This window comes from Streptomyces sp. NPDC047000 (assembly GCF_040644295.1).
In the GTDB taxonomy this organism is placed as follows: domain Bacteria; phylum Actinomycetota; class Actinomycetes; order Streptomycetales; family Streptomycetaceae; genus Streptomyces.
In genome coordinates this window covers 19,050-41,825 of the sequence record NZ_JBEYWE010000015.1, presented here as the reverse complement: position 1 = coordinate 41,825, position 22,776 = coordinate 19,050, and the positions used below count along the sequence as shown (strand labels likewise).

Below are 22,776 nucleotides of genomic sequence, written 5' to 3'. Positions count from 1 at the left end.
CCCGGCATCTTCCGGTCGCCGGCCCCACCCCGTCCGACCGGTCGGCCGTACCCGATCCCACCTGCGCACACGGCCAACTCGACCCCACCGGAAGGTCGTTGGCGGCACCCACTGCGGAGAGAAAATCCTGTCCGAATCATTGACGCACCCCCCACCCCTTCGTAACTTGTGGCAGCAAGCGCTTACTTGAAACGATTCACGCAAGCGCGGTTCAGGCGAGCGGCAATGACGCTGCGAGGAGGATCGACGGTGGGAACCAGCAGGAGTGTCGAGAGGCGGACGGTCCTCAAGGCGGCGGGGGGCTCGGCTGCGGCGCTCGGCCTCGGCGTGACGACGGGCTGTGGCGGGGACAGCGGGTCCGGGAGCGGCACGGTGACGATCCGTTACTCGTGGTGGGGTGCCGAGGAGCGGGCCAAGAAGATCAACCGGACCATCGCGCTCTTCGAGAAGAAGTATCCCGCCATCAAGGTCAAAACGGACTTCCAGACGTATCAATCGTTCTGGGAGAAGTTCCAGACGCAGGCCGCCGGCGGAAATCCCCCCGACGTATTCCAGAATGCCGTGGGATTTCTCCGGAAGTACGACAGGAGAAGCATTCTGCTCGACCTCAACTCCCAGGTGAAGGCAGGCAGTCTGAGCCTCGATCACTTCCGCCCCGGTGTCGTCGAGGTCGGCCGGGTCGACGGCAAGCAGCTCGGTGTCCCGGTCGGCTCCAACACGATGGCGCTGGTCATCGACAAGAAGGTCTTCGCGGAGGCGGGCGTCGAGCCGCAGCGGGGCTGGACCTGGGACGAGTACTTCAAGGCGCTGAAGACCATCCACGACCGGACGAAGATCCCCGGGGACACCGGCTACTTCAGCATCATGTACCTCTACGACCTCTACCTCCGCCAGAACGGCAAGGCGTTCTTCACCGAGGACGGGCTCGGCTTCGACAAGGCCGACCTGACGGAGTGGTGGCAGGACGGCTACAACCGGGTCAAGGCGGGCCTGGTCACCGACCCGAAGACGGTCTCCCAGGACCTCCCCAAGTCCTCCCTCTCCGCGGGCCACGGCGCCTCGGAGTTCACCTGGGACAACTTCACCGTCCGCTACTCCTCGGAGGGCGACAGCACCTACGGGCTCGCGCCGATCCCCACCATGGACGGCAAGCACACCGGCCAGTACCTGGCCTCGCTGATGCTGAGCGCCTCGGCCCGCACCTCCCACCCCGAGGAGGTCGCCCGGTTCATCGACTTCATGGTCCACGACCCCGAGGTCGGCACGATCATGGGCTACGACCGCGGCATCCTCGCCGCCACCGAGCAGTACGACGCGTTCAAGCCGGCCGACCCCGTCAGCAAGGAGATCGCGCAGTACGAGGCCGACACCCAGAAGGCCGGCGTCCTCGGCACGATCACCCCGCACCCGTCCGGCGCCGACACCACCGAGGCCGCGTTCCTGCGCCTCGGCGGCGACCTCGGCCAGGGCAAGACCAAGGTCTCGGACGCGGTGAAGCAGTTCTTCACCGAGGCCGACGCCGCCTTCCAGGCATGACCGCCGACCGGGCCCGCCGGGCCCGTGAGGCCCGCCACCCCCGCCGGGCCCGTGAAGTCCGTCCGGCCCGTCCGGCCCCTCCCGTCCGTCCGCCCGTCTGACCAGCCCGAGGGGAACCTCCGTGACGCTCGTCCAGGACTCCGCTCCCGCATCCCGGCAGGCCCACGTCGTCCCCGCCGCCCCCGGACGGCGGCGGGGACGACGGGAGAACCTCGCCGGCTACCTCTTCATGTCCCCGTGGATCGCGGGCTTCCTGCTCCTGACCGCGGGCCCCATGGTCGCCTCGCTGTACTTCGCGTTCACCGACTACAACCTCTTCAACACCCCCAAATGGGTCGGCCTGCGCAACTTCACCACGATGTTCGACGACCCGCGCTGGCAGAAATCGGTGCAGGTCACCGCCAAGTACGTGGTCATCGGCACCCCGCTCAAACTGCTCCTCGCGCTCGGCGTCGCCCTGCTCCTCGCACAGAGCCGCCGCGGCCAGGCCTTCTACCGGGCCGCCTTCTACGCGCCCTCCCTCATCGGCGCCAGCGTCTCCGTCGGCTTCGTCTGGCGCTCGATCTTCTCCGACGGCGCCGTCGTGGACCGCGCGCAGTCCTTCCTCGGCTTTCCCGTCGGCGGCTGGGTCGGCAACGCCGACTGGATCCTCTACAGCCTGGTCGCGCTGACCGTCTGGCAGTTCGGGGCACCCATGGTGATCTTCCTCGCCGGTCTCAAACAGGTGCCCAGGGAGCTCTACGAGGCCGCCGAGATGGACGGCGCCGGGCCCCTCCGCAAGTTCTGGAACGTCACCCTGCCGATGATCTCCCCGGTGCTGTTCTTCAACGTGCTGCTGGAGACCATCCACTCCTTCCAGATCTTCGGCTCCGCCTACGTCGTCTCCAACACCTACTGCGGCCCGGCCGACGCCACGCTCGTCTACACCTGCTACCTCTACCAGCAGGGCTTCAAGAACTCCCAGATGGGCTTCGCCGCCGCGATGGCCTGGATGCTGCTGCTCGCGGTGGCCCTGGTGACGGCCGTCCTCTTCTGGTCCCAGAAGAAATGGGTGCACTACGAGGAGGACGCCCGGTGAGCGCCGCGACCACCCCGAAGCCCCTGACCGGTACCCGCAGGCCCCTGGCCGGCGCCCTCGGCCGCGGACGAGCGGGCTCGCTGGCCTGGCACCTCGGCGCCCTGCTGCTCCTCGCGGTGATCCTCTACCCCGTCGTCTGGGTGATCGGCGCGTCCTTCAAGCCCAGCAAGGACATCATCAACAGCCTCCAGCTGTTCCCGGCCCACCCCGTCCTCGCCAACTTCAAGGGCCTCGCCGACGGCATAGCGGACATCAGGATCTGGACCTTCTTCCAGAACTCCCTGTTCTACGCGCTCGGCTCCGTCGCCGGCGTGCTGATCTCCTGCTCCCTCACGGCGTACGCCTTCGCCCGGATCCGCTTCGCCGGACGGAACCTGCTGTTCGGCCTGATGATCGGCACCCTCCTGCTGCCGTACCACGTCCTGCTGATCCCGCAGTACGTGATGTTCCAGAAGCTGCACTGGATCAACACCTACGCGCCGCTGCTGATCGGCAAATACCTGGCCACGGAGGCGTTCTTCGTCTTCCTGATGGTCCAGTTCATGCGCGGACTGCCCCGCGAACTCGACGAGGCGGCCCGTCTCGACGGCTGCGGACATCTGCGCATCTACTGGTCGATCGTGCTGCCGCTGTGCCGCCCGGCACTGATCACCAGCGCCATCTTCACCTTCATCAACGCCTGGAACGACTTCATGGGCCCGCTGATCTATCTCAACGAGCCCGGCAAGTACACCGTCTCCCTCGGCCTGATGATGTTCCGCGACTCCGACGGCGTGGCCGCCAACTACGGCGGCATGATCGCGATGTCGCTGGTGGCGCTGCTGCCGGTGCTGCTGTTCTTCCTCGCCTTCCAGCGCTATCTGATCGACGGCATGGCGACCTCCGGACTGAAGGGCTGAGATGGGCACCATGAACCCCGCCACGGAGCGGGCACGCGCACGGGCGGGAGCGCGGACCAGGGCACGCGGAGACTCGGTGATCGGTGAGCGGTTCGCCCTCTTCGCCGAGGTCCTGCTCACCGGGGTGTGGATCACGGTGGCCTCCCTCGGGATCGTCACGGTTCCGGCCGCGTTCGCGGCGGGCGCCCGCCATCTGCGGCGCCGCACCACCCACCAGGGGGGCGGCCTGCGGGAGTACGTCCGGGACGTGTGGACCGCGCTGCGCGGTGGCTGGCTCGTCGGGCTCGCCGGATGGGCGGCGGCCGGTGCGGTGGCGGTCGACGTCCAGGCCGTGCGGGCGGGCCTGCCCGGCGGTCCGCTCGTCGGCGCCGTCGGGCCGGCCGCCCTGATCGGTGCCGCCGTCGCCGGGCTGCGCGCGGCGGCGGTGTGGACACCGCAGGAGACCTGGCGCGCGCTGCTCGCCGCCGCGGCCCGCCGTACCGTCCTGGACCCGGCCGGGTCCTTCCTGCTGGTCGGGGGCGCGGTGCTGGTCGGCTGCTGCGCCCTGACGATCGCACCGCTCGCGGTCCCCGCGCTCGGGGCCGTCGCGGCGGCGGCCGTCGCCGTGGAGGAGCGGTACCGGCAGCGTCACTGAGCAGGTACGCACGCCCCCGCGGCCGGTGCCGTCGACCTTCTTATGTCATGAACCTGACTATTCACTCAGTCGTGCGCCGGAAAGGAAGACCATGTCCCCCATCCCCCGCAGAACCCTCCTCAAGGCAGCCGCCACGGCTTCCGCGGCCGCCCGGTTCAGCTGGGCGCTCGGGAGCGAGGACGCCCAGGCCGCACCGGCGGCCGGGACCTCCGCCGCCGACCCCGTCACCCTGGACTGGCTGGAGGACGGCGGCCTCGGCGCCGCCCCCGGCTCCACCGTCGGCGTGCCGTGGCCGATGGGCGCCTTCCCGGCGGACCAGGAGTTCGCCCTCACCGACGCGGACGGCGACGCCGTACCCGTACAGTCCTGGCCGCTCGCCCAGTGGCCCGACGGCTCCCTCAAATGGACCGCGCACGCGGTCGCCTCGGGCACCGGCACGCTCACCCTCGCCGCCGGCACCCCGGCCGCCCCCGGGGAGAAGGTCACCGTCGAGCGCGGCGGCGGCACCCTCACCGTGTCGACCGGTGCCGTCACCGTACGGATCGGCAGGAGCGGCGCCACCCTCATCAGGTCCGTCACCCGGGGCGGCACCGAGATCGCCCGCGACGGCCGCCTCGTCCTGCTCCGCCAGCCCGAGATCGAGGACGAGGACGAGGGCACGGTGCGGACCGAGCGCTTCGAGGGCGTGATCTCCGGCGTCACCGTCGAACAGGACGGCCCGGTCCGCGCCGTCGTCCGCGTCGACGGCAGGCACCGCAGAGGAAGCCGCAGCCTGCTGCCGTTCTCGATCCGCCTCTACTTCTATGCCGGCGCCGACTCCTTCCGCATGGTGCACACCGTCACCTACGACGGCACCCAGGAACCCGGCAGGGCGAGCGGCGACTTCGTCCGCGGCCTCGGCGTCCGCTTCACCGTCCCGATGCGCGACGCCGCCTACGACCGGCACATCCGCCTCGGCGGCGAGGGCACCGGCCTGCTGCGCGAGGCCGTCCAGGGCATCACCGGACTGCGCCGCGACCCCGGCGCGGCCGTCCAGGCGGCCCAGTACGCCGGACAGAAGCTGCCCGACCCCGCCACCTGGGACCAGCGCGTCACCACCCGCCTCCCGTACATCCCGCACTGGGGCGACTACACCCTCGCCCAGCTCTCCGCCGACGGCTTCACCGTCCGCAAGCGCACCACGAAGGGCTACGGCTGGATCGGCGCCGGAGGCGGCGGACGGGCCTCCGGGTTCGGCTACGTCGGCGGCGCGAGCGGCGGACTCTCCTTCGGCCTGCGGGACTTCTGGGAGAAGCACCCCGCCCAGCTCGACGTCCGCGGCGCCCACACCGACGCCGCAGAGGTCACCCTCTGGCTCTGGTCGCCCGAGGCCCAGCCCATGGACCTGCGCTTCTACCACGACGGCATGGGCCAGGACACCTACGCCGAACAGCTCGAGGGCCTCAACATCACCTACGAGGACTACGAACCCGGCTTCGGCACCCCCTACGGCATCGCCCGCACCTCCGAACTCCTCTTCTGGGCCGACGCGTCCACCCCGAGCCCCGAGACCCTCGCGGCACAGGCCGCCGCCGTACGCGTCCTGCCCCAGCTCGCCGCCCCGCCCGCCCAGCACATCAGGGCCCAGGTCTTCGGCCCCGGCCTCTACTCCGAACCCGACCGCTCCACCCCGGCCAGGGCGAGGATCGAGGACCACCTCGACTTCCTCTTCACCTACTACAAGGACCAGGTGGAGATGCGCCGCTGGTACGGCTTCTGGGACTACGGCGACATCATGCACACCTACGACACCGTCAGACACGTATGGCGCTACGACATCGGCGGCTACGCCTGGGACAACTCCGAGCTCTCGCCCGACCTGTGGCTCTGGTACGCCTATCTGCGCTCCGGCCGCGCGGACATCTTCCGCTTCGCCGAGGCGATGACCCGGCACACCGGCGAGGTCGACGTCTACCACCTCGGCCGCTGGGCGGGCCTCGGCACCCGGCACGGCGTCCAGCACTACGCCGACAGCGCCAAGCAGCAGCGCATCGCCAATACCACCTACCGGCGCTTCTACCACTTCCTCACCGGCGACGAACGCACCGGCGACCTCATGCACGCCAACGTCGGTTCCGACGAGACCTTCCTCGTCCTCGACCCGCTGCGCAAGATCCGCACCGAGCCGTACACCCCCGACCGGCACGCCCTGTCGATCGGCTTCGGCACCGACTGGAGCGGCCTGGTGTCGGCCTGGCTCACCGAGTGGGAACGCCGGGGCCCCGAGTGGGAGAAGGCCAGGGCGCGCGTCCTGTCCACCATGGAGACCATCGCCGCCCAGCCCAACGGCTTCGTCCAGGGCAGCGGCCTCTACGACCTCGACACCGGGAGGTTCGCCGTGGCGGACACCCCGGTGGTGTCGGTGTCCCACCTGTCGGCCGTCTTCGGCCTGAACGAACTGTGCGCCGAACTGATCCACCTCGTGGACATGCCGGCCTTCAGGTCCGCCTACCTGGACTACTGCCGCTACTTCAACGCCACCAAGGCCGAGCAGGCCGCCCGCTACGGCACGAACTTCGGCACGCTCCTGCTCTTCCAGGGCCACTCGCGCCTCGACGCCTACGCCGCCGTGCAGACCGGCGACCCGGCCCTCGCCACCCGCGCGTGGGCGAAGTTCACCTCCTCCGACGGCTACACCGAGTCCGCCCCCTGGAAGACGGAGGACCTGACCGGTCCGCTCACCCTGGTCCCCGGCAGCGAGGCGAGCTGGGTCTCCACCAACGACACCGCCCTCTACGGCCTCGCCGCGATCGAGGTCCTGGCGCTCCTGGGCGACCGGATGCCGTCGTAGGAAGCGGTTTGTGGGAAGCCCGCGGAGCCCTGTATTGTTCAGTCCGTTCCCGGGCGATTAGCTCAGTGGGAGAGCGCTTCGTTCACACCGAAGAGGCCACTGGTTCGAACCCAGTATCGCCCACCGGGAAAAGGCCGGTCCGCACCGCGGACCGGCCTTTCGCGCACACGGAGAACTCCGGCGTGACCAGCCGCAACGCACCCGCAGCCGGTGTCAGCCGCGACCGGGCCGCCGGACCGCCGCGACCGGGCCACCGGAAGCGGGCCGCTCAGGCCGCCGCCGCCAGCCCCGGCCGCACGGGCCAGGACGTGTCGACGATCTCAGGCGTCCCGCTCCGCGCGAACCACGCCTGCAACCCCCGTGCCTGCCCCGCGTGCCACCCTGCCTGCAGCGTGTGCAGCTCAGCGGGGGAGAGCCGCTCCAGCCGCGCCGCGAACCGCCGCCCCACCGCCCGCACCACCTCCAGCGCGGCCAGCGCGTCCGCCGCGGCGTCATGCGCCCCGTCCAGCGTCACGCCGTAGTGCCCGCACAGGTCGGTGAGGGTGCGCCGCCCCTTGCGGTAGCGGTCCAGGTGCTTGTCCAGGACCCGGGGGTCGAGCACCGTCAGCGGCTCCGGGCCGAACCACACGTCGAGCGACGACGCGCGATGGCGGCGCAGTTCGCGGTCGAGCAGCGTCAGATCGAAGGGCGCGTTCATCACGACCACCGGAAGGCCCGCCGTGGCCTGCTCGGCGAGCACCTGGACTATCTCGTGCACCACCGGCGCGGGCCAGCGGCCGTTGCGCTGGAGATGACCGTCCGTCAGCCCGTGCACGGCCGTGGCCGCTGCGGGCACCGGCACGCCCGGGTTCACCAGCCAGCGGACGACCCGCGGCCGGGCGCCCGGGGTGTCCTGGACGACGACGGCGGCCGACACGATCCGGTCGGTCTCGACGTCCACGCCCGTGGTCTCCGTGTCGAAGGCCGCCATGGGCCCCTCGTACCAACTCGTCATGCCACCACAACTCCTCGTTCACCCAGAGCAGCTGACTTACCGTCTTCTGCCTGCTTCTGCCTGTTTGGTGATACCCGGGCCGTTTGCGCCGTACGCCGGAAGGACACAACAGGAATGCGGGTCTGCGCAGTTCAGCGGCCCGCTGCGGGGACAACACACGGCTTCACGGAAGGCTGTCGGTCATGGCGATAGCGCAGCCCGAGCGGGGCGGGCTGCTGCCCGAACGCACGGGCCCCCGGCGCGGCACGCTCGCCACCACCGCCTGCATGGAGACACTGCAGGTGGGTTATCTGCACGCGGTCGCGGCGGCGGCGGGATGCTCGCTGTCGCAGCCCTTCCCGGACAACGGCATCGACTGGCACGTCAGCCACAGCGCGCCCGGCCACACCGTCGACGACGAGGTGACCATCAAGGTGCAGCTGAAATGCACGTACCAGATAGCGCCCGACCCGCCGGGACGTTTCTTCTCCTTCACCCTCGACAACGACCATCTGCGCAAACTCGCCCGCACCCCGGTCTCCGTGCACAAGATCCTCGTCGTGATGCTGGTGCCCCGGTCCCAGGACGAGTGGCTGCGCGCCAGCCACGACCGCCTCGACCTGCGGCACTGCTGCTACTGGGTCAACCTGGCCGGACAGCCGGTCACCGGCCGGACCCGCACCACCGTGCGGATACCGACCGCCCGCATCTTCGACGACCGGGCGCTGTGCGAGATCATGACGCGGGTCGGGACGGGAGGCCGGCCATGACGCACCGCCCGCTGGACGAGCCGCTCAGGGAGGTCCGTCCGCACCCGGCGGACCCCTCCTGGCACCGTCCCCCCGACCCCGCCGAGGTCGATCCCGCCGTGCTCGCCGCCCTGCTGCACCGGCACGGCTGGCAGCGCCGCGGCGGCGCCCCGGGACGCTACGGCCGCTGGACCCCGCCGGGCCCCGGCGGCGACGGGACGAGCCTGCTCGTACCGGAGAGCCGCGCCTTCCCCGACAGCGACGACCTGCTCGGCGAGGCCCTCGTCGCCCTCACCCGCGGCGGCACACCCTCCGCCCGCGAGGTGCTCACCGCCCTGGCCGTGCCCAGCGACGAGATCCGCTGGTGGCGCGACGCGCCCGCCGGACCCGCCGGGGCCTCGCCCTGGACCGCCGAGGAACAGCTGCGCACGGCGGCCCGGCAGCTGCTGCTCGCCGGAGCGCTCGCCACCCGCGCGCGGGCCGGATACCACGGCGCCCGGCACCGCCGCCCGGCCGCCGCCCTGCTGGATCACGTCCTGGTCGGCGCCGCGTCCGGCGGACGCCGGCTGACCGCGTTCGTGCCCGTCGGCACCGGACGCCCGCTCGCCCTGATGCTCCACCAGGCCCTCCACGCCGCCCGCGAGGCCGTCGACTACCAGCGGGCCACCGGCGGCATGGACGCCTTCGACGGCGCGGTGGAGGCGGGCGTGAGCCGTGAGCTCACCGAGGCCGTCGTCGCCCTGGTACGCGGCACCGAGGGCGCCCGGATCGCCGTCGACTGGGCCCCGGCGGAAGGCGTCCCCGAGGGCTGCGCGGCCACCTCCGGGCCCGTCGAGTTCTCGCCCGGCGACCTGCCCGCGCTGCGCGAGGCCGGGGCCCGCTATCTGCGCGAGGAACCCTCCGTGGCGGTCCGGATCACCGGCACCGTGGTCCGGCTGCGCCGGTCGGGCCCGCGCGGCCCCGGCAGCGTACGGCTGCGGGTGATCGGCGGCGCCGAGGTGCCGCACGTCCGGCTCACCCTGGACGAGGACGACTACCGCACCGCCGGCCGTGCCCACCTCGCCGGACTGCCGGTGCGGGTGCACGGGCGGCTGGAGAGCCGGGGCGGTTTCCGCAGGCTGACAGGCGCCCGGGAGGTCGTACCGGTGCAGGTCGACGAGGCCGAGCAGGACCGGCTGATGAAGTTCCTCCAGGAGAGTCCGGACTGCTTCGAGGACGGCTGCGAAGGAGAATGATTTCGCACTCGGGGGGGCGGGGTCGGTACGATTCCGTTCTGCGCGCGCTCCTGGTATGGCGCCGCACCCACCCCGCAGTCAGGAGAGACCGGTGTCAGAAGTCCGTGTGATCATCCAACGCGATTCCGAGCGGGAAGAGCGCGCGGTGACGACGGGCACCACGGCCGCCGACCTCTTCGCCGGCGAGCGCTCGGTGATCGCCGCGCGCGTGGCCGGAGTGCTCAGGGACCTCGCCCACGAGGTCGGGGACGGCGAGACCGTCGAGCCCGTGGAGATCACCTCCGAGGACGGCCTGAACATCCTGCGCCACTCCACCGCGCACGTCATGGCGCAGGCCGTGCAGGAGATCTTCCCCGAGGCCAGGCTGGGCATCGGCCCGCCGGTCAAGGACGGCTTCTACTACGACTTCGACGTCGCCCGGCCGTTCACGCCGGAGGACCTCAAGGCCGTCGAGAAGAAGATGCAGGAGATCCAGAAGCGCGGCCAGCGGTTCGCCCGCCGCGTCGTCACCGACGAGGCCGCCCGCGAGGAACTCGCCGACGAGCCGTACAAGCTGGAACTGATCGGCCTCAAGGGCTCCGCGTCCACCGAGGACGGCGCCGACGTCGAGGTCGGCGCCGGTGAGCTGACCATCTACGACAACCTGGACGCCAAGACCGGCGAGCTGTGCTGGAAGGACCTCTGCCGCGGTCCCCACCTGCCCTCCACCCGCCTCATCCCGGCGTTCAAGCTGATGCGCAACGCGGCCGCCTACTGGCGCGGCAGCGAGAAGAACCCGATGCTCCAGCGCATCTACGGCACCGCCTGGCCGTCCAAGGACGAGCTGAAGGCGTACCTCGACTTCCTCACCGAGGCCGAGAAGCGCGACCACCGCAAGCTCGGTGCCGAACTCGACCTCTTCTCCATCCCCGAGCAGATCGGCTCCGGCCTCGCCGTCTTCCACCCCAAGGGCGGCATCGTCCGCCGGGTCATGGAGGACTACTCGCGCCGCCGCCACGAGGAGGAGGGCTACGAGTTCGTTTACACCCCGCACGCCACGAAGGGGAAGCTCTTCGAGACCTCCGGGCACCTCGACTGGTACGCCGACGGCATGTACCCCCCCATGCAGCTCGACGAGGGCGTGGACTACTACCTGAAGCCCATGAACTGCCCGATGCACAACCTGATCTTCGACGCGCGCGGCCGCTCCTACCGCGAACTGCCGCTGCGCCTCTTCGAGTTCGGGACCGTGTACCGGTACGAGAAGTCCGGCGTGGTGCACGGCCTGACCCGCGCCCGCGGCTTCACCCAGGACGACGCGCACATCTACTGCACCCGTGAGCAGATGGCCGACGAGCTCGACAAGACGCTCACCTTCGTCCTCAACCTGCTGCGCGACTACGGTCTGACCGACTTCTACCTGGAGCTCTCCACCAAGGACCCGGAGAAGTTCGTCGGCTCCGACGAGGTGTGGGAGGAGGCCACCGAGACCCTCCGCCAGGTCGCCGAGAAGCAGGGCCTGCCGCTGGTCCCCGACCCGGGCGGTGCCGCCTTCTACGGCCCGAAGATCTCCGTCCAGACCAAGGACGCCATCGGCCGCACCTGGCAGATGTCCACGGTCCAGCTCGACTTCAACCTGCCGGAGCGCTTCGACCTGGAGTACACGGCGGCCGACGGCACCAAGCAGCGCCCGGTCATGATCCACCGCGCGCTGTTCGGCTCCATCGAGCGGTTCTTCGCGGTCCTGCTGGAGCACTACGCGGGCGCCTTCCCGGCCTGGCTGGCCCCGGTCCAGGCGATCGGCATCCCGATCGGTGACGCCCACGTCGAGTATCTGGAGAAGTTCGCCGCCGAGGCGAAGAAGCAGGGGCTGCGGGTCGAGGTGGACTCCTCCTCGGACCGTATGCAGAAAAAGATCCGCAACGCCCAGAAGCAGAAGGTGCCCTTCATGGTCATCGTGGGCGACGACGACATGAACGCGGGCACGGTGTCCTTCCGCTACCGCGACGGTTCGCAGGAGAACGGCATCCCCTCCGACGAGGCGATCGCGAAGATCGTGAAGGTCGTCGAGGAGCGGGCGCAGGTCTGATCCGGCGGCGGGCCGCCGTGCCGGAGGGCCCCCGGGAGTACCCCGGGGGCCTTTTCCTGCACCCGGTGGGGACGCCATATGCTGCGTGGCATGACGAGTGAGCCGGAGCAGCAGATCGGAGTGGGTACCCAGGACGCCTTCCAGCGCCTGTGGACGCCCCATCGGATGGCCTACATCCAGGGTGAGAACAAGCCGACCGGACCGGGCTCCGGCGACGGCTGCCCCTTCTGCTCGATCCCGGCCAAGTCCGACGAGGACGGCCTGATCGTCCGGCGCGGTGAGCAGGTGTACGCGGTCCTCAACCTGTACCCCTACAACGGCGGCCACCTCATGGCCGTGCCGTACCGCCACGTCGCCGACTACACGGACCTGACGAGTGCGGAGACCGCCGAACTGGCCGAGCTGACCAAGCAGGCGATGACGGCCCTGCGGACGGCGTCCGGCGCCCAGGGCTTCAACATCGGCATGAACCAGGGCGGGGTGGCCGGCGCGGGCATCGCGGCCCACCTCCACCAGCACATCGTCCCGCGCTGGGGCGGCGACACCAACTTCATGCCGGTCGTGGGCCACACCCGCGTCCTGCCCCAACTCCTGGCCGACACCCGCACCATGCTCGCGGCGGCCTGGCCGGAAGCCTGATCCTCTCGATTCAGGCCGGCACAACCAGCCCGTCCGGCGATTGAGGACAAGGCCCGTCCAGGGCCGAAGGGGGTCTGGGGGCACCGCCCCCAGCCACCCACCCGCACCGAGCGATCCCGCCGAACCGCCGGAGGCTCACGCGTCGTAGACGTCCGCCTTCTTCGGCGTCACATCCTGCACCGCCCCGCTGAGCGCCGACGACCGCGACCCGAACTTGGACGTGTCCACGCCGTTCTCGTTGAGCACCCGGATCGCCGCCGAGTGCACCACCCGCAGCACCGGAGTGGCCGCGCGCAGCGCGTCGTCGGCCATGAAGCGGTGCCGCCACGGCTGGTCCGCCCAGGCGTGCCGCAGTCCGAACGGCTCGGGCAGGGCGAGGGAGCCGCCGAGCCAGTTCAGCGCCGGGGGATACCAGGTGAGGGGCGCCCGCACCGCGAGCCGTACGACCTCGTCGCTGTTGACCAGCGGGAGCTTGATCGACCGGGACTCCCACGGCTTGAACGTCTTCTGGACGCTCCTCGTCGGTGCCGAGGGCTTGCCCATGAACACCCCGTTCACCGGCCCCAGCGCATGTCCCGTGACCTCGATGCGCAGCGTCTGGTGCAGCACCGTCACGGTGATCATCATGGTGAGGATCAGCTGCCCGTCCCACAGCACCCACTGCACGCCGAGGTAGTGCCGGTCACCCGCGCCGAACTGCTGGTTGTTGCATATCTCCTGCACGGCGTGCGGCTTGACCTGGTACGCCTCGACGTCCGTGCCGTCGGGCCGGGACACCGCGCCCGCGTTCTCGCCGACCGGGGTGACGATCCAGTGCTTGATCGACGGCTTGGGGAAGCCGCCGGTGTGCAGCGGGCCGCGGGTCAGCATGCCCAGCTGGTCGTGGATGGCACGGATGACGTCCCAGCTGCGGAACGGGTGGATCTCCTTGGTGGGGTCGGCCGGTACGAGGTCCTCGGCGAGCTGCCAGCTGCCCCAGCGGGTGCCCATGCCGAGGATGCCCTTGGGACCGGCGTAGAAGGCCGAGTTGGACTGCTGCTCGGCGCTCAGCCTGGCCAGCGACTGGCGCAGCTGCTCGGCCGCGTTCTCGCCGGGGCTGCTGGGCACCGCCTCGGGGACCTTGGCGCCGATGCCGCTGCCGGACAGCAGACCGTCCCAGCGGGCCCGCAGGTCCTTCGCGGTCCCCTCGCAGATCCGCTTGGCCCAGAACCAGCCGAACACCGGCATCACCACGCACAGCCGCGCGTACCACGCCCAGAACCCGGCGAACGGCATCTTGATCAGGAAGAGCACGCCGAGGACGCCGACCCCGGCGAGCAGGGCGGTACCGAGCGCGGAGGCGCGCTTGGCGGTGTTCTTGGCGATCATGGAGCGGACCTGGAAGACCCCGAGCCAGACGGCCAGGCCGGGCAGGAAGGCCAGTCCGCACAGCGCCATCACGGCCGTGAGCCGGTTGTCGCGCTCGCGGCGGATGCGGTGGGCGGCCAGCGCGTGCTCGACGACGACCTGCGGTTCCACGCCGAAGGCCTGGATGAGCGCCTTGCGGCCGCTGCCCAGCATGCGGTCGATCAGCGCGCGCGTGTACGCCTCGCCCAGATTGGGCCGGAAGATCGTCGCCCAGGGCCTGCCGTCCTTGACGGTGGACTGGTGCCATTCGTTGTCGGCCTTCTTGATCTCCTCCATGGGGTTGTCCCGGTAGGCGGCCGAGGCCAGCGCGTAGGTGGGCGTCTGCCCCTCGTCGCCGGTACGCGGCACCTGCGGACCGAAGAAGTCCGCGTACCCGCCGTCACTGCTCATAGCCGCCCCCCATCGCCACAGCCCCGCTCCTGCGGCCTTCCCGACTTCCTTGCTCCGCACACCTGTTGATCAGGTGATCAGCGTATCCGTCCGTGGTGACAGTTCGTCGGCGGACGGCGGAACACCTCTGCGGTCACGCCCCTTCCGCTTCCTCCCGCGCCGTTTCGCGCCCTGTGCTCCCCGGCCGCCGGGGTGCCCGCACACCGGTGCCGGGAGCCCGGACCGTCTGCGACGGTCCGCGAACTCCCGGCATCCGGGGGGCGGTTACGGTGCGGTCATCCGGTCACGGGTTCTCCTGGGCCTCCGCGCGGAGCTTCTCCGAGATCTGCGGCGGCATCGGTTCGTGCCGTGCGTAGGAGCGGTTGAAGCGGGCGGTGCCGTGCGACAACGAGCGCAGGTCGACGGCGTAGCGGCCGATCTCGATCTCCGGCACCTCGGCCCGGACCAGGGTGCGTCCGCCGGCGGTCTGCTCGGTGCCCAGCACCCGGCCGCGGCGGCCGGACAGGTCGCTCATCACGGCGCCCACGTAGTCGTCGCCGACCAGCACCGTGATCTCGGCCACCGGCTCCAGCAGATGGATCTTCGCGTCGGCCGCGGCCTCCCGCAGGGCGAGCGCGCCCGCCGTCTGGAACGCGGCGTCGGAGGAGTCCACCGAGTGCGCCTTGCCGTCGAGGAGGGTGATCCGTACGTCGACCAGCGGATACCCGGCGGCGACCCCCTTGAGGGCCTGCGCGCGTACGCCCTTCTCCACGGACGGGATGAACTGGCGCGGCACCGCGCCGCCGACGACCTTGTCCACGAACTCGATGCCCGAACCCCCGGGCAGCGGCTCCACCTCGATCTCGCAGATGGCGAACTGCCCGTGCCCGCCGGACTGCTTGACGTGCCGCCCGCGCCCGGCCGACTTCCCGGCGAAGGTCTCCCGCAGGGACACCTTGTACGGTACGACGTCGACCTGGACGCCGTAGCGGCTGCGCAGCCGCTCCAGCGCGACGTCCGCGTGCGCCTCGCCCAGGCACCACAGGACCACCTGGTGGGTGTCCTGGTTCTGTTCGAGACGCATCGTCGGGTCCTCGGCGACCAGCCGGGCCAGGCCCTGGGAGAGCTTGTCCTCGTCGGCCTTGCTGTGCGCCTCGATGGCCAGCGGCAGCAGCGGGTCGGGCATGTCCCACGGCTCCATCAGCAGCGGGTCGTCCTTCGCCGACAGCGTGTCGCCGGTCTCCGCGCGGCCCAGCTTCGCCACGCTCGCCAGATCACCCGCGATCACATGGGTGACCGGCCGCTGCTGCTTGCCGAACGGTGTGGACAGGGCGCCGATGCGCTCGTCGACGTCGTGGTCCTCGTGCCCGCGGTCGGTGAGCCCGTGCCCGGAGACATGGACCGTCTCGTCGGGGTGCAGAGTGCCGGAGAACACCCGGACCAGCGAGACGCGGCCGACATAGGGGTCGGAGGAGGTCTTCACGACCTCTGCGACCAGCGGCCCGTCCGGGTCGCACAGCTTCAGCTCGCGCGGCTCGCCGTCGGGCGTGGTGACCCGGGGCGCCGTACGCTCCAGCGGCGTCGGGAACCCGCCGGTGACCAGCTCCAGCAGCTCGACCGTGCCGAGTCCCTGCTTCGCCCCGTCGGCGGCGGGAGCGGCCGCCAGCACCGGGAAGAACACGCCGCGCGCCACGGCCCGCTCCAGATCCTCGACCAGCGTCTTGACGTCGACCTGCTCACCGCCGAGATAGCGGTCCATGAGGGTCTCGTCCTCGCTCTCGGAGATGATCCCCTCGATGAGCCGGTCGCGGGCCCCGGCGATCCGCTCCAGCTGCTCGCCCTCCGGCTCGGACTCGGTGCGCTCGCCGGACGCGTAGTCGTACAGCCGCTGCGACAGCAGTCCGGTCAGCCCGGTCACCGGCGCGTGCCCGTCGGCGCCCTGCGGGCCGTACAGCGGCAGATACAGGGGGATCACGGCGTCGGGGTCGTCGCCGCCGAACGCCTCCGCGCAGACCCGCGTCATCTCCTCGAAATCCGCGCGGGCCGCCTCCAGATGGGTGACGACGATGGCACGCGGCATCCCGACGGCCGCGCACTCCTCCCACACCATCCGGGTCGAGCCGTCCACGCCGTCGGAGGCCGAGACGACGAAAAGGGCCGCGTCCGCCGCGCGCAGACCGGCCCGCAGCTCCCCGACGAAGTCCGCGTACCCGGGGGTGTCGAGGAGGTTGATCTTGTACCCGCCCCATTCGACGGGCACCAGGGAGAGCTGCACCGAACGCTGCTGCCGGTGCTCGATCTCGTCGTAGTCGGAGACGGTGCCGCCGTCCTCCACACGGCCCGCCCGGTTCACGGCCCCCGCGGTGAGCGCGAGAGCCTCCACCAGGGTCGTCTTGCCCGAACCGGAGTGGCCGACCAGCACCACATTCCGTACGGACGCGGGACGGTCGGCCGCCGTAGCCCTGCCGGCGGCCCCGGGGTGTGATTGAGCCTTGTCGCCCATGGCCTTTGCCTCCCTGTTCGGTGAGGTCACAGTGGGCGCGGGCACGGCGGTTCCTGTCCCGGACCAGGTCCGGGGGGTGCCCCAGCGACGGCGGCTCCGGCGACGCCCGCGGTTCTTCGAGCTTTCCACTCCCGTAACGGGCCGTCCATACGACGGACGCGATCGTGCCGCCCGGCCCGTGGAAGGGGCCGCACGGCTGGGCCCAACGGCCCGCGCCCCGGCTGTGACCGGCCATCCCTCCGCCGGTGACACAGGGCCGGGTGCCCGGCCGTCGCAGGCCCGCGCGCGTGGCTACGATGGGCCAGCCGGTGGCCAGTGGGGCCGCCCGCCCATACGACCGTCGGGAAGGCCATGCTGAACAAGTACGCGCGTGCATTCTTCACGCGTGTCCTCACGCCGTTCGCCGCGTTTCTGATCCGCAGGGGCGTCAGCCCCGACACGGTCACGCTCATCGGCACCGCCGGCGTGGTCGCGGGCGCGCTGGTCTTCTACCCGCGGGGGGCGTTCTTCTGGGGCACGGTCGTGATCACGCTGTTCGTGTTCTCCGACCTCGTCGACGGCAACATGGCGCGCCAGCTGGGCCGCTCCAGCCGCTGGGGCGCCTTCCTCGACTCCACCCTCGACCGGGTGGCCGACGGCGCGATCTTCGGCGGCTTCGCCCTGTGGTACGCGGGCAACGGCGACGACAACGTGCTGTGCGCCGTGTCGATCTTCTGCCTGGCCAGCGGGCAGGTGGTGTCCTACACCAAGGCGCGCGGCGAGTCGATCGGGCTGCCCGTCGCCGTCAACGGCCTCGTCGAGCGCGCCGAGCGCCTGGTGGTGTCGCTGGTCGCGGCCGGTCTCGCCGGACTGCACACGTTCGGTGTGCCCGGTATCCAGTACCTGCTGCCCGTCGCGCTGTGGATCGTCGCCGTCGGCAGCCTGGTGACGCTGATCCAGCGGGTCGTCACGGTGCGCCGGGAGTCCGCGGAGGCCGATGCCGCGGCCGCACGGGAGAAGGCCTCCCAGGGGAGCGAGGCCGCGCAGTGAGCGTCACCGAACGCCTCACCGACGCGCTGTACGGGCTGGGCTGGGGCACGGTCAAGCGGCTGCCCGAGCCCGTGGCGGCCCGGCTGGGCCGCGGTGTCGCCGACCTCACCTGGAGGCAGCGCGGCAAAGGCGTCCTGCGCCTGGAGGCCAACTACGCGCGCGTGCTGCCCGACGCGAGCCCGGAACGGCTGGCGGAGCTCTCGCGCGCGGGCATGCGCTCGTACCTGCGCTACTGGATGGAGTCCTTCCGGCTGCCCGCCTGGAGCACCGGACGCATAAGGTCCGGCTTCGCCCCCGAGGACCTCCACCACCTCACCGAGGGCCTGGCCGCCGGACGGGGCGTCGTCCTCGCCCTGCCCCACATGGCCAACTGGGACCTCGCGGGCGCGTGGGTGACGACCGAGCTGGACACGCCGTTCACCACGGTCCAGGAGCGCCTGAAGCCGGAGTCGCTCTACGACCGTTTCGTCGCCTACCGCGAGAGCCTCGGCATGCACGTCCTGCCGCACAGCGGCGGCGCCGCCTTCGGCACCCTCGCCCGGCGGCTGCGGGACGGCGGCCTGGTCTGCCTGGTCGCCGACCGGGACCTGTCCGCGTCCGGCGTCGAGGTCTCCTTCTTCGGCGAGACGACCCGGATGCCCGCGGGCCCGGCCCTGCTCGCCCAGCAGACCGGCGCCCTGCTGCTGCCCGTCACCCTCTGGTACGACGCCTCGCCCGTCATGCGGGGCCGGGTCCATCCCCCGATCGAGGTACCCGGCTCAGGTACGCGCGCCGAGAAGACGTCTGTCATGACACAGGCGCTGGCCGATGCCTTCGCCTCGGGCATCGCCGACCATCCGGAGGACTGGCACATGCTGCAACGGCTGTGGCTGAAGGACCTCGACGCCGCGAAGGCCCCTCCGGGCAGCGGAAGGCCGGACCCGGCGGGCACCCCCGCCTTTGGCAAGGGTCCCGACACGGCCGACCGCAAACCCCCGGCCGCCGGGGCCTCCGGCGGCGCCGGCCGGGCGGGTGGACCGGTCCCGGTCCCGGGTGTGCCGGGTGCCGTGGGTTCCCGGCAAGCCGGGGCCGCGGCGGACGACGGGGCGGAGTCCGCCGTGCCGGGGGCACCGGTCTCCGGCGGGGACGCGGACGGCTCCGGACGGGGTCCGGCGGGTTCCGCGAAGGGCACGCCGTGAGGATCGGCATCGTCTGCCCGTACTCCTGGGACGTGCCGGGCGGCGTCCAGTTCCACATCCGCGACCTCGCCGAGTACTTCATCCGCCTCGGCCACGAGGTGTCCGTCCTGGCCCCGGCCGACGACGACACGCCCCTGCCGCCGTACGTCGTCTCGGCGGGCCGCGCGGTCCCGGTGCCCTACAACGGCTCGGTGGCCCGCCTCAACTTCGGCTTCCTGAGCGCCGCGCGGGTGCGCCGCTGGCTGCACGACGGCCGTTTCGACGTCGTCCACATCCATGAGCCCACCTCGCCCTCGCTCGGCCTGCTGACCTGCTGGGCGGCGCAGGGCCCGATGGTGGCCACGTTCCACACCTCCAACCCGCGCTCCAAGGCGATGATCGCCGCGTACTCGATCCTCCAGGCGGCCCTGGAGAAGATCAGCGCGCGCATCGCCGTCAGCGAGTACGCCCGCCGCACGCTCGTCGAGCACCTCGGCGGCGACGCGGTGGTCATCCCCAACGGCGTCGACGTCGGCTTCTTCGCCGGGGCGGAGCCGCGGCCGGAGTGGCAGGGCGACACGATCGGCTTCATCGGCCGTATCGACGAGCCCCGCAAGGGACTGCCGGTGCTGATGAAGGCCCTCCCGAAGATCCTCGCCGCCCGCCCGCAGACCAGGCTCCTGGTGGCCGGCCGCGGCGACGGCGAGGAGGCGGTCGCGGACCTGCCCGCGGAACTCCGCCCCCGGGTCGAGTTCCTCGGCATGATCAGCGACACGGACAAGGCCCGCTTCCTGCGCAGCATCGACCTCTACGTCGCCCCCAACACCGGCGGCGAGAGCTTCGGCATCATCCTCGTCGAGGCCATGTCGGCCGGTGCGCCCGTCCTCGCCTCGGACCTCGACGCCTTCGCCCAGGTCCTCGACCAGGGCGCGGCCGGCGCGCTCTTCGCCAACGAGGACGCCGACGCGCTCGCCGAGGCCGCGGTCCGCCTCCTGGCGGACCCCGAGCGCCGCGCCCGTCTCCGCGAGCACGGCAGTGCCCATGTCCGCCGCTTCGACTGGTCGACGGTGGGCGCGGACATCCTGTCGGTCTACGAAACGGTCACGACGGGCACGGCGGCGGTGGCGACGGACGAACGCGCGACGGGCCTGAGGGCGAGGCTGGGGCTGGCCCGGGACTGAGTCCGGGGAGCGCTTTGCGCCCAGCGGCACCTTCCTCCCGTCCGGCGGTGCCGTCCGGCTCGGGGGCGCCCTGTCGGGCAGGGTCGGCCTGGACCCACCGGCCCGTCCGGGGCCGGAGCGGGGGGTGGGGGCGGCAGCCCCCACCACGGCACCCGGGCCACCCTGGCCTGAACGACACCGCACCCCCCGCGGAGCGTAACGTTGCGGCCCGTGACCGCAACACTCATCTGGACCCTCGCCGTCCTCGCCGCGATCGCCCTGTACCTGACCTGGACAGCGGGCCGCCTCGACCGCCTCCACGCCCGCATCGACGCGGCCCGCGCGGCCCTGGACGCACAGTTGCTGCGCCGCGCCTCCGTCGCCCAGGAGCTCGCGACGTCCGGTGTGCTGGACCCGGCCGCCTCGATCGTGCTGTACGAGTCCGCGCACGCGGCCCGGCAGGCCGAGGAGGAGCAGCGTGAGGTCGCGGAGAGCGAGCTGAGCCAGTCGCTGCGGGCCGTCTTCGCGGAGCCGCAGCAGGTCGAGGCGGTGCGGGAGGCTCCCGGCGGAGAGGCGGCGGCCCACGAACTGGCGGAGGCCGTACGGCGCGTACCGATGGCCCGGCGGTTCCACAACGACGCGGTCGGCGCCGCGCGCAGGCTGCGCCAGCACCGCAAGGTCCGCTGGTTCCGGCTGGCGGGCCACGCGCCGTTCCCGATGGCGTTCGAGATGGACGACGAGCCCCCCACGGCCCTGGTGGACCGCGCGGCGTAGGGCCGGGCCCCGCCGCGGCCGGGCCGCCCGTTCCGCAGACCACGGCGCCTGACCAGCCCTTTCCCGCCGCCCGACCCGAAAAGGAGCCACCGGCTCCCCATTGGCCCTTGCAGTGGACTGGTCTCCTCACGTTTCCTCGGTGACTGCACAAACCCTCTTCCCGAGTGAGGTCATCCGTGTCCAGCACGCTCTCCGAAAACCAGCCCTCCGAGACCGGCACCGCGCGCGTCAAGCGCGGTATGGCCGAGCAGCTCAAGGGCGGCGTGATCATGGACGTCGTCACGCCCGATCAGGCGAAGATCGCCGAGGACGCAGGCGCCGTCGCCGTCATGGCCCTGGAGCGGGTCCCGGCCGACATCCGCAAGGACGGCGGCGTGGCCCGGATGTCCGACCCGGACATGATCGAGGGCATCATCGAGGCCGTCTCGATCCCCGTCATGGCGAAGTCCCGCATCGGCCACTTCGTCGAGGCCCAGGTTCTGCAGTCCCTCGGCGTCGACTACATCGACGAGTCCGAGGTCCTGACCCCGGCCGACGAGGTCAACCACTCCGACAAGTGGGCCTTCACGACCCCGTTCGTGTGCGGTGCCACCAACCTGGGCGAGGCCCTGCGCCGGATCGCCGAGGGTGCCGCGATGATCCGCTCCAAGGGCGAGGCCGGTACCGGCAACGTCGTCGAGGCCGTCCGCCACCTCCGCCAGATCAAGAACGAGATCGCCCGCCTGCGCGGCTTCGACAACCACGAGCTGTACGCCGCCGCCAAGGAACTGCGCGCCCCCTACGAGCTGGTCAAGGAGGTCGCCGCGCTCGGCAAGCTCCCCGTGGTGCTGTTCTCCGCGGGCGGCGTGGCCACCCCGGCGGACGCCGCGCTGATGCGCCAGCTCGGTGCCGAGGGCGTCTTCGTGGGCTCCGGCATCTTCAAGTCCGGCGACCCGGCGAAGCGCGCCGCGGCCATCGTCAAGGCGACCACCTTCTACGACGACCCGAAGATCATCGCGGACGCGTCCCGCAACCTCGGCGAGGCCATGGTCGGCATCAACTGCGACACCCTCCCCGAGTCCGAGCGCTACGCCAACCGCGGCTGGTAGTCCTCCATGTCCCACGAGGCACCTGTCGTCGGCGTCCTGGCCCTCCAGGGCGACGTCCGGGAGCACCTCACAGCCCTGGCCGCGGCCGACGCCGTGGCCAGGCCGGTGCGGCGCCCCGGGGAACTCGCCGAGGTGGACGGTCTGGTCATCCCCGGCGGCGAGTCCACCACCATCTCCAAGCTGGCCGTGCTGTTCGGCGTGATGGAGCCGCTCCGCGCGCGCGTGCGGTCCGGGATGCCCGTCTACGGCACCTGCGCCGGCATGATCATGCTCGCCGACAAGATCCTCGACCCGCGCTCGGGCCAGGAGACCGTCGGCGGCATCGACATGATCGTGCGCCGCAACGCCTTCGGCCGTCAGAACGAGTCCTTCGAGGCACGGGTCGACGTCCGCGGCATCGACGGGGATGCTGTGGAGGGAGTGTTCATCCGCGCTCCCTGGGTGGAGTCCGTCGGCGCCCGTGCCGAGGTCCTCGCCGAGCACGGCGGCCACATCGTCGCGGTCCGCCAGGGCAACGCGCTCGCCACCTCGTTCCATCCGGAACTGACCGGCGACCACCGTGTGCACGCCCTGTTCGTCGACATGGTGCGCGCGTCCCTGACGGCGGAGTCCTTGTAGGATCGCTGGCGTTCAGGCAGAGATGGGTTA

17 protein-coding genes, 1 tRNA gene and 1 pseudogene are annotated in these 22,776 nt (G+C 71.4%); 16 read left to right on the top strand and 3 right to left on the bottom strand.

Annotated elements, in window-relative coordinates; all coding sequences use genetic code 11:
• The first annotated feature begins 249 nt into the window (after window positions 1–249).
• The 6 genes from ABZ862_RS23005 to ABZ862_RS22980 all read left to right on the top strand — a co-directional run bounded on the left by ABZ862_RS23005 (window position 250) and on the right by ABZ862_RS22980 (window position 7,100).
• On the top strand, window positions 250–1,536 hold the full coding sequence (locus tag ABZ862_RS23005; RefSeq protein ID WP_360960918.1) for an extracellular solute-binding protein: 1,287 nt from the start codon (window positions 250–252) through the stop codon (window positions 1,534–1,536).
• Between the two features lie 121 nt (window positions 1,537–1,657).
• Window positions 1,658–2,614, top strand: a complete 957-nt coding sequence (locus tag ABZ862_RS23000; protein WP_360960916.1) for a sugar ABC transporter permease — start codon at window positions 1,658–1,660, stop codon at window positions 2,612–2,614.
• The gene (locus tag ABZ862_RS22995) at window positions 2,584–3,513 is read left to right on the top strand and encodes a carbohydrate ABC transporter permease (protein WP_360960914.1); all 930 of its coding nucleotides are present in this window, start codon (window positions 2,584–2,586) and stop codon (window positions 3,511–3,513) included. The genes ABZ862_RS23000 and ABZ862_RS22995 overlap by 31 nt, the downstream gene beginning before the upstream one ends.
• Before the next feature lie 10 nt (window positions 3,514–3,523).
• Window positions 3,524–4,147, top strand: a complete 624-nt coding sequence (locus ABZ862_RS22990) for a hypothetical protein (RefSeq protein WP_360960912.1) — start codon at window positions 3,524–3,526, stop codon at window positions 4,145–4,147.
• Window positions 4,148–4,238: 91 nt separating this feature from the next.
• Complete coding sequence (locus ABZ862_RS22985) at window positions 4,239–6,977, top strand: Tat pathway signal sequence domain protein (protein ID WP_360960910.1); 2,739 nt, start codon at window positions 4,239–4,241, stop codon at window positions 6,975–6,977.
• Between the two features lie 51 nt (window positions 6,978–7,028).
• Window positions 7,029–7,100 (top strand) — tRNA-Val (locus tag ABZ862_RS22980).
• Window positions 7,101–7,245: 145 nt separating this feature from the next.
• Here ABZ862_RS22980 and ABZ862_RS22975 read toward each other — a convergent pair.
• Window positions 7,246–7,971, bottom strand: coding sequence for a 3'-5' exonuclease (locus ABZ862_RS22975; RefSeq protein ID WP_360960908.1), 726 nt, complete (start codon window positions 7,969–7,971; stop codon window positions 7,246–7,248).
• A 182-nt stretch (window positions 7,972–8,153) separates the two neighbouring features.
• Between ABZ862_RS22975 and ABZ862_RS22970 the strand changes: the two genes are divergently transcribed.
• From ABZ862_RS22970 to ABZ862_RS22955, 4 genes are all read left to right on the top strand, one after another.
• Complete coding sequence (locus ABZ862_RS22970) at window positions 8,154–8,720, top strand: DUF4365 domain-containing protein (protein WP_360960906.1); 567 nt, start codon at window positions 8,154–8,156, stop codon at window positions 8,718–8,720.
• Window positions 8,717–9,934 carry a hypothetical protein gene (locus tag ABZ862_RS22965; protein WP_360960905.1) on the top strand — a complete coding sequence of 406 codons (1,218 nt, stop codon included), beginning with the start codon at window positions 8,717–8,719 and terminating at the stop codon, window positions 9,932–9,934. Before ABZ862_RS22970 ends, ABZ862_RS22965 begins: the two co-directional genes overlap by 4 nt.
• Window positions 9,935–10,025: 91 nt before the next feature.
• Window positions 10,026–12,002 (top strand): threonine--tRNA ligase, encoded by a 1,977-nt coding sequence (gene thrS / locus ABZ862_RS22960; RefSeq protein WP_360960903.1) that lies wholly within the window; start codon window positions 10,026–10,028, stop codon window positions 12,000–12,002.
• Window positions 12,003–12,080: 78 nt separating this feature from the next.
• Window positions 12,081–12,641, top strand: coding sequence for an HIT domain-containing protein (locus ABZ862_RS22955; protein WP_360960901.1), 561 nt, complete (start codon window positions 12,081–12,083; stop codon window positions 12,639–12,641).
• Window positions 12,642–12,776: 135 nt separating this feature from the next.
• Here the strand turns inward: ABZ862_RS22955 and ABZ862_RS22950 are convergent, their stop codons facing one another.
• Window positions 12,777–14,438 (bottom strand): hypothetical protein, encoded by a 1,662-nt coding sequence (locus ABZ862_RS22950; RefSeq protein WP_360960900.1) that lies wholly within the window; start codon window positions 14,436–14,438, stop codon window positions 12,777–12,779.
• Window positions 14,439–14,721: 283 nt separating this feature from the next.
• On the bottom strand, window positions 14,722–16,920 hold the full coding sequence (locus ABZ862_RS22945) for an elongation factor G-like protein EF-G2 (protein ID WP_360960898.1): 2,199 nt from the start codon (window positions 16,918–16,920) through the stop codon (window positions 14,722–14,724).
• Between the two features lie 351 nt (window positions 16,921–17,271).
• On the opposite strand from ABZ862_RS22945, the gene pgsA reads away from it, so the two are divergent.
• The 6 genes and pseudogenes from pgsA to pdxT all read left to right on the top strand — a co-directional run bounded on the left by pgsA (window position 17,272) and on the right by pdxT (window position 22,746).
• Window positions 17,272–17,949 carry a phosphatidylinositol phosphate synthase gene (gene pgsA, locus ABZ862_RS22940; RefSeq protein ID WP_360960896.1) on the top strand — a complete coding sequence of 226 codons (678 nt, stop codon included), beginning with the start codon at window positions 17,272–17,274 and terminating at the stop codon, window positions 17,947–17,949.
• Window positions 17,946–18,842, top strand: a pseudogene (locus ABZ862_RS22935) (phosphatidylinositol mannoside acyltransferase); the annotation flags it as partial. The gene pgsA and the pseudogene ABZ862_RS22935, both read left to right, overlap by 4 nt.
• 281 nt (window positions 18,843–19,123) lie before the next feature.
• Window positions 19,124–20,287: a glycosyltransferase family 4 protein gene (locus ABZ862_RS22930; RefSeq protein WP_360960894.1), complete on the top strand. Its 1,164-nt coding sequence runs from the start codon at window positions 19,124–19,126 to the stop codon at window positions 20,285–20,287.
• Between the two features lie 210 nt (window positions 20,288–20,497).
• Window positions 20,498–21,040 (top strand): hypothetical protein, encoded by a 543-nt coding sequence (locus tag ABZ862_RS22925; protein ID WP_360960892.1) that lies wholly within the window; start codon window positions 20,498–20,500, stop codon window positions 21,038–21,040.
• A 176-nt stretch (window positions 21,041–21,216) separates the two neighbouring features.
• A complete protein-coding gene (pdxS, locus tag ABZ862_RS22920) occupies window positions 21,217–22,128 on the top strand; it encodes a pyridoxal 5'-phosphate synthase lyase subunit PdxS (protein WP_360960890.1) in 912 nt (303 codons plus the stop codon).
• Between the two features lie 6 nt (window positions 22,129–22,134).
• On the top strand, window positions 22,135–22,746 hold the full coding sequence (pdxT, locus tag ABZ862_RS22915; RefSeq protein ID WP_360960888.1) for a pyridoxal 5'-phosphate synthase glutaminase subunit PdxT: 612 nt from the start codon (window positions 22,135–22,137) through the stop codon (window positions 22,744–22,746).
• The last annotated feature ends 30 nt before the right edge of the window (window positions 22,747–22,776 follow it).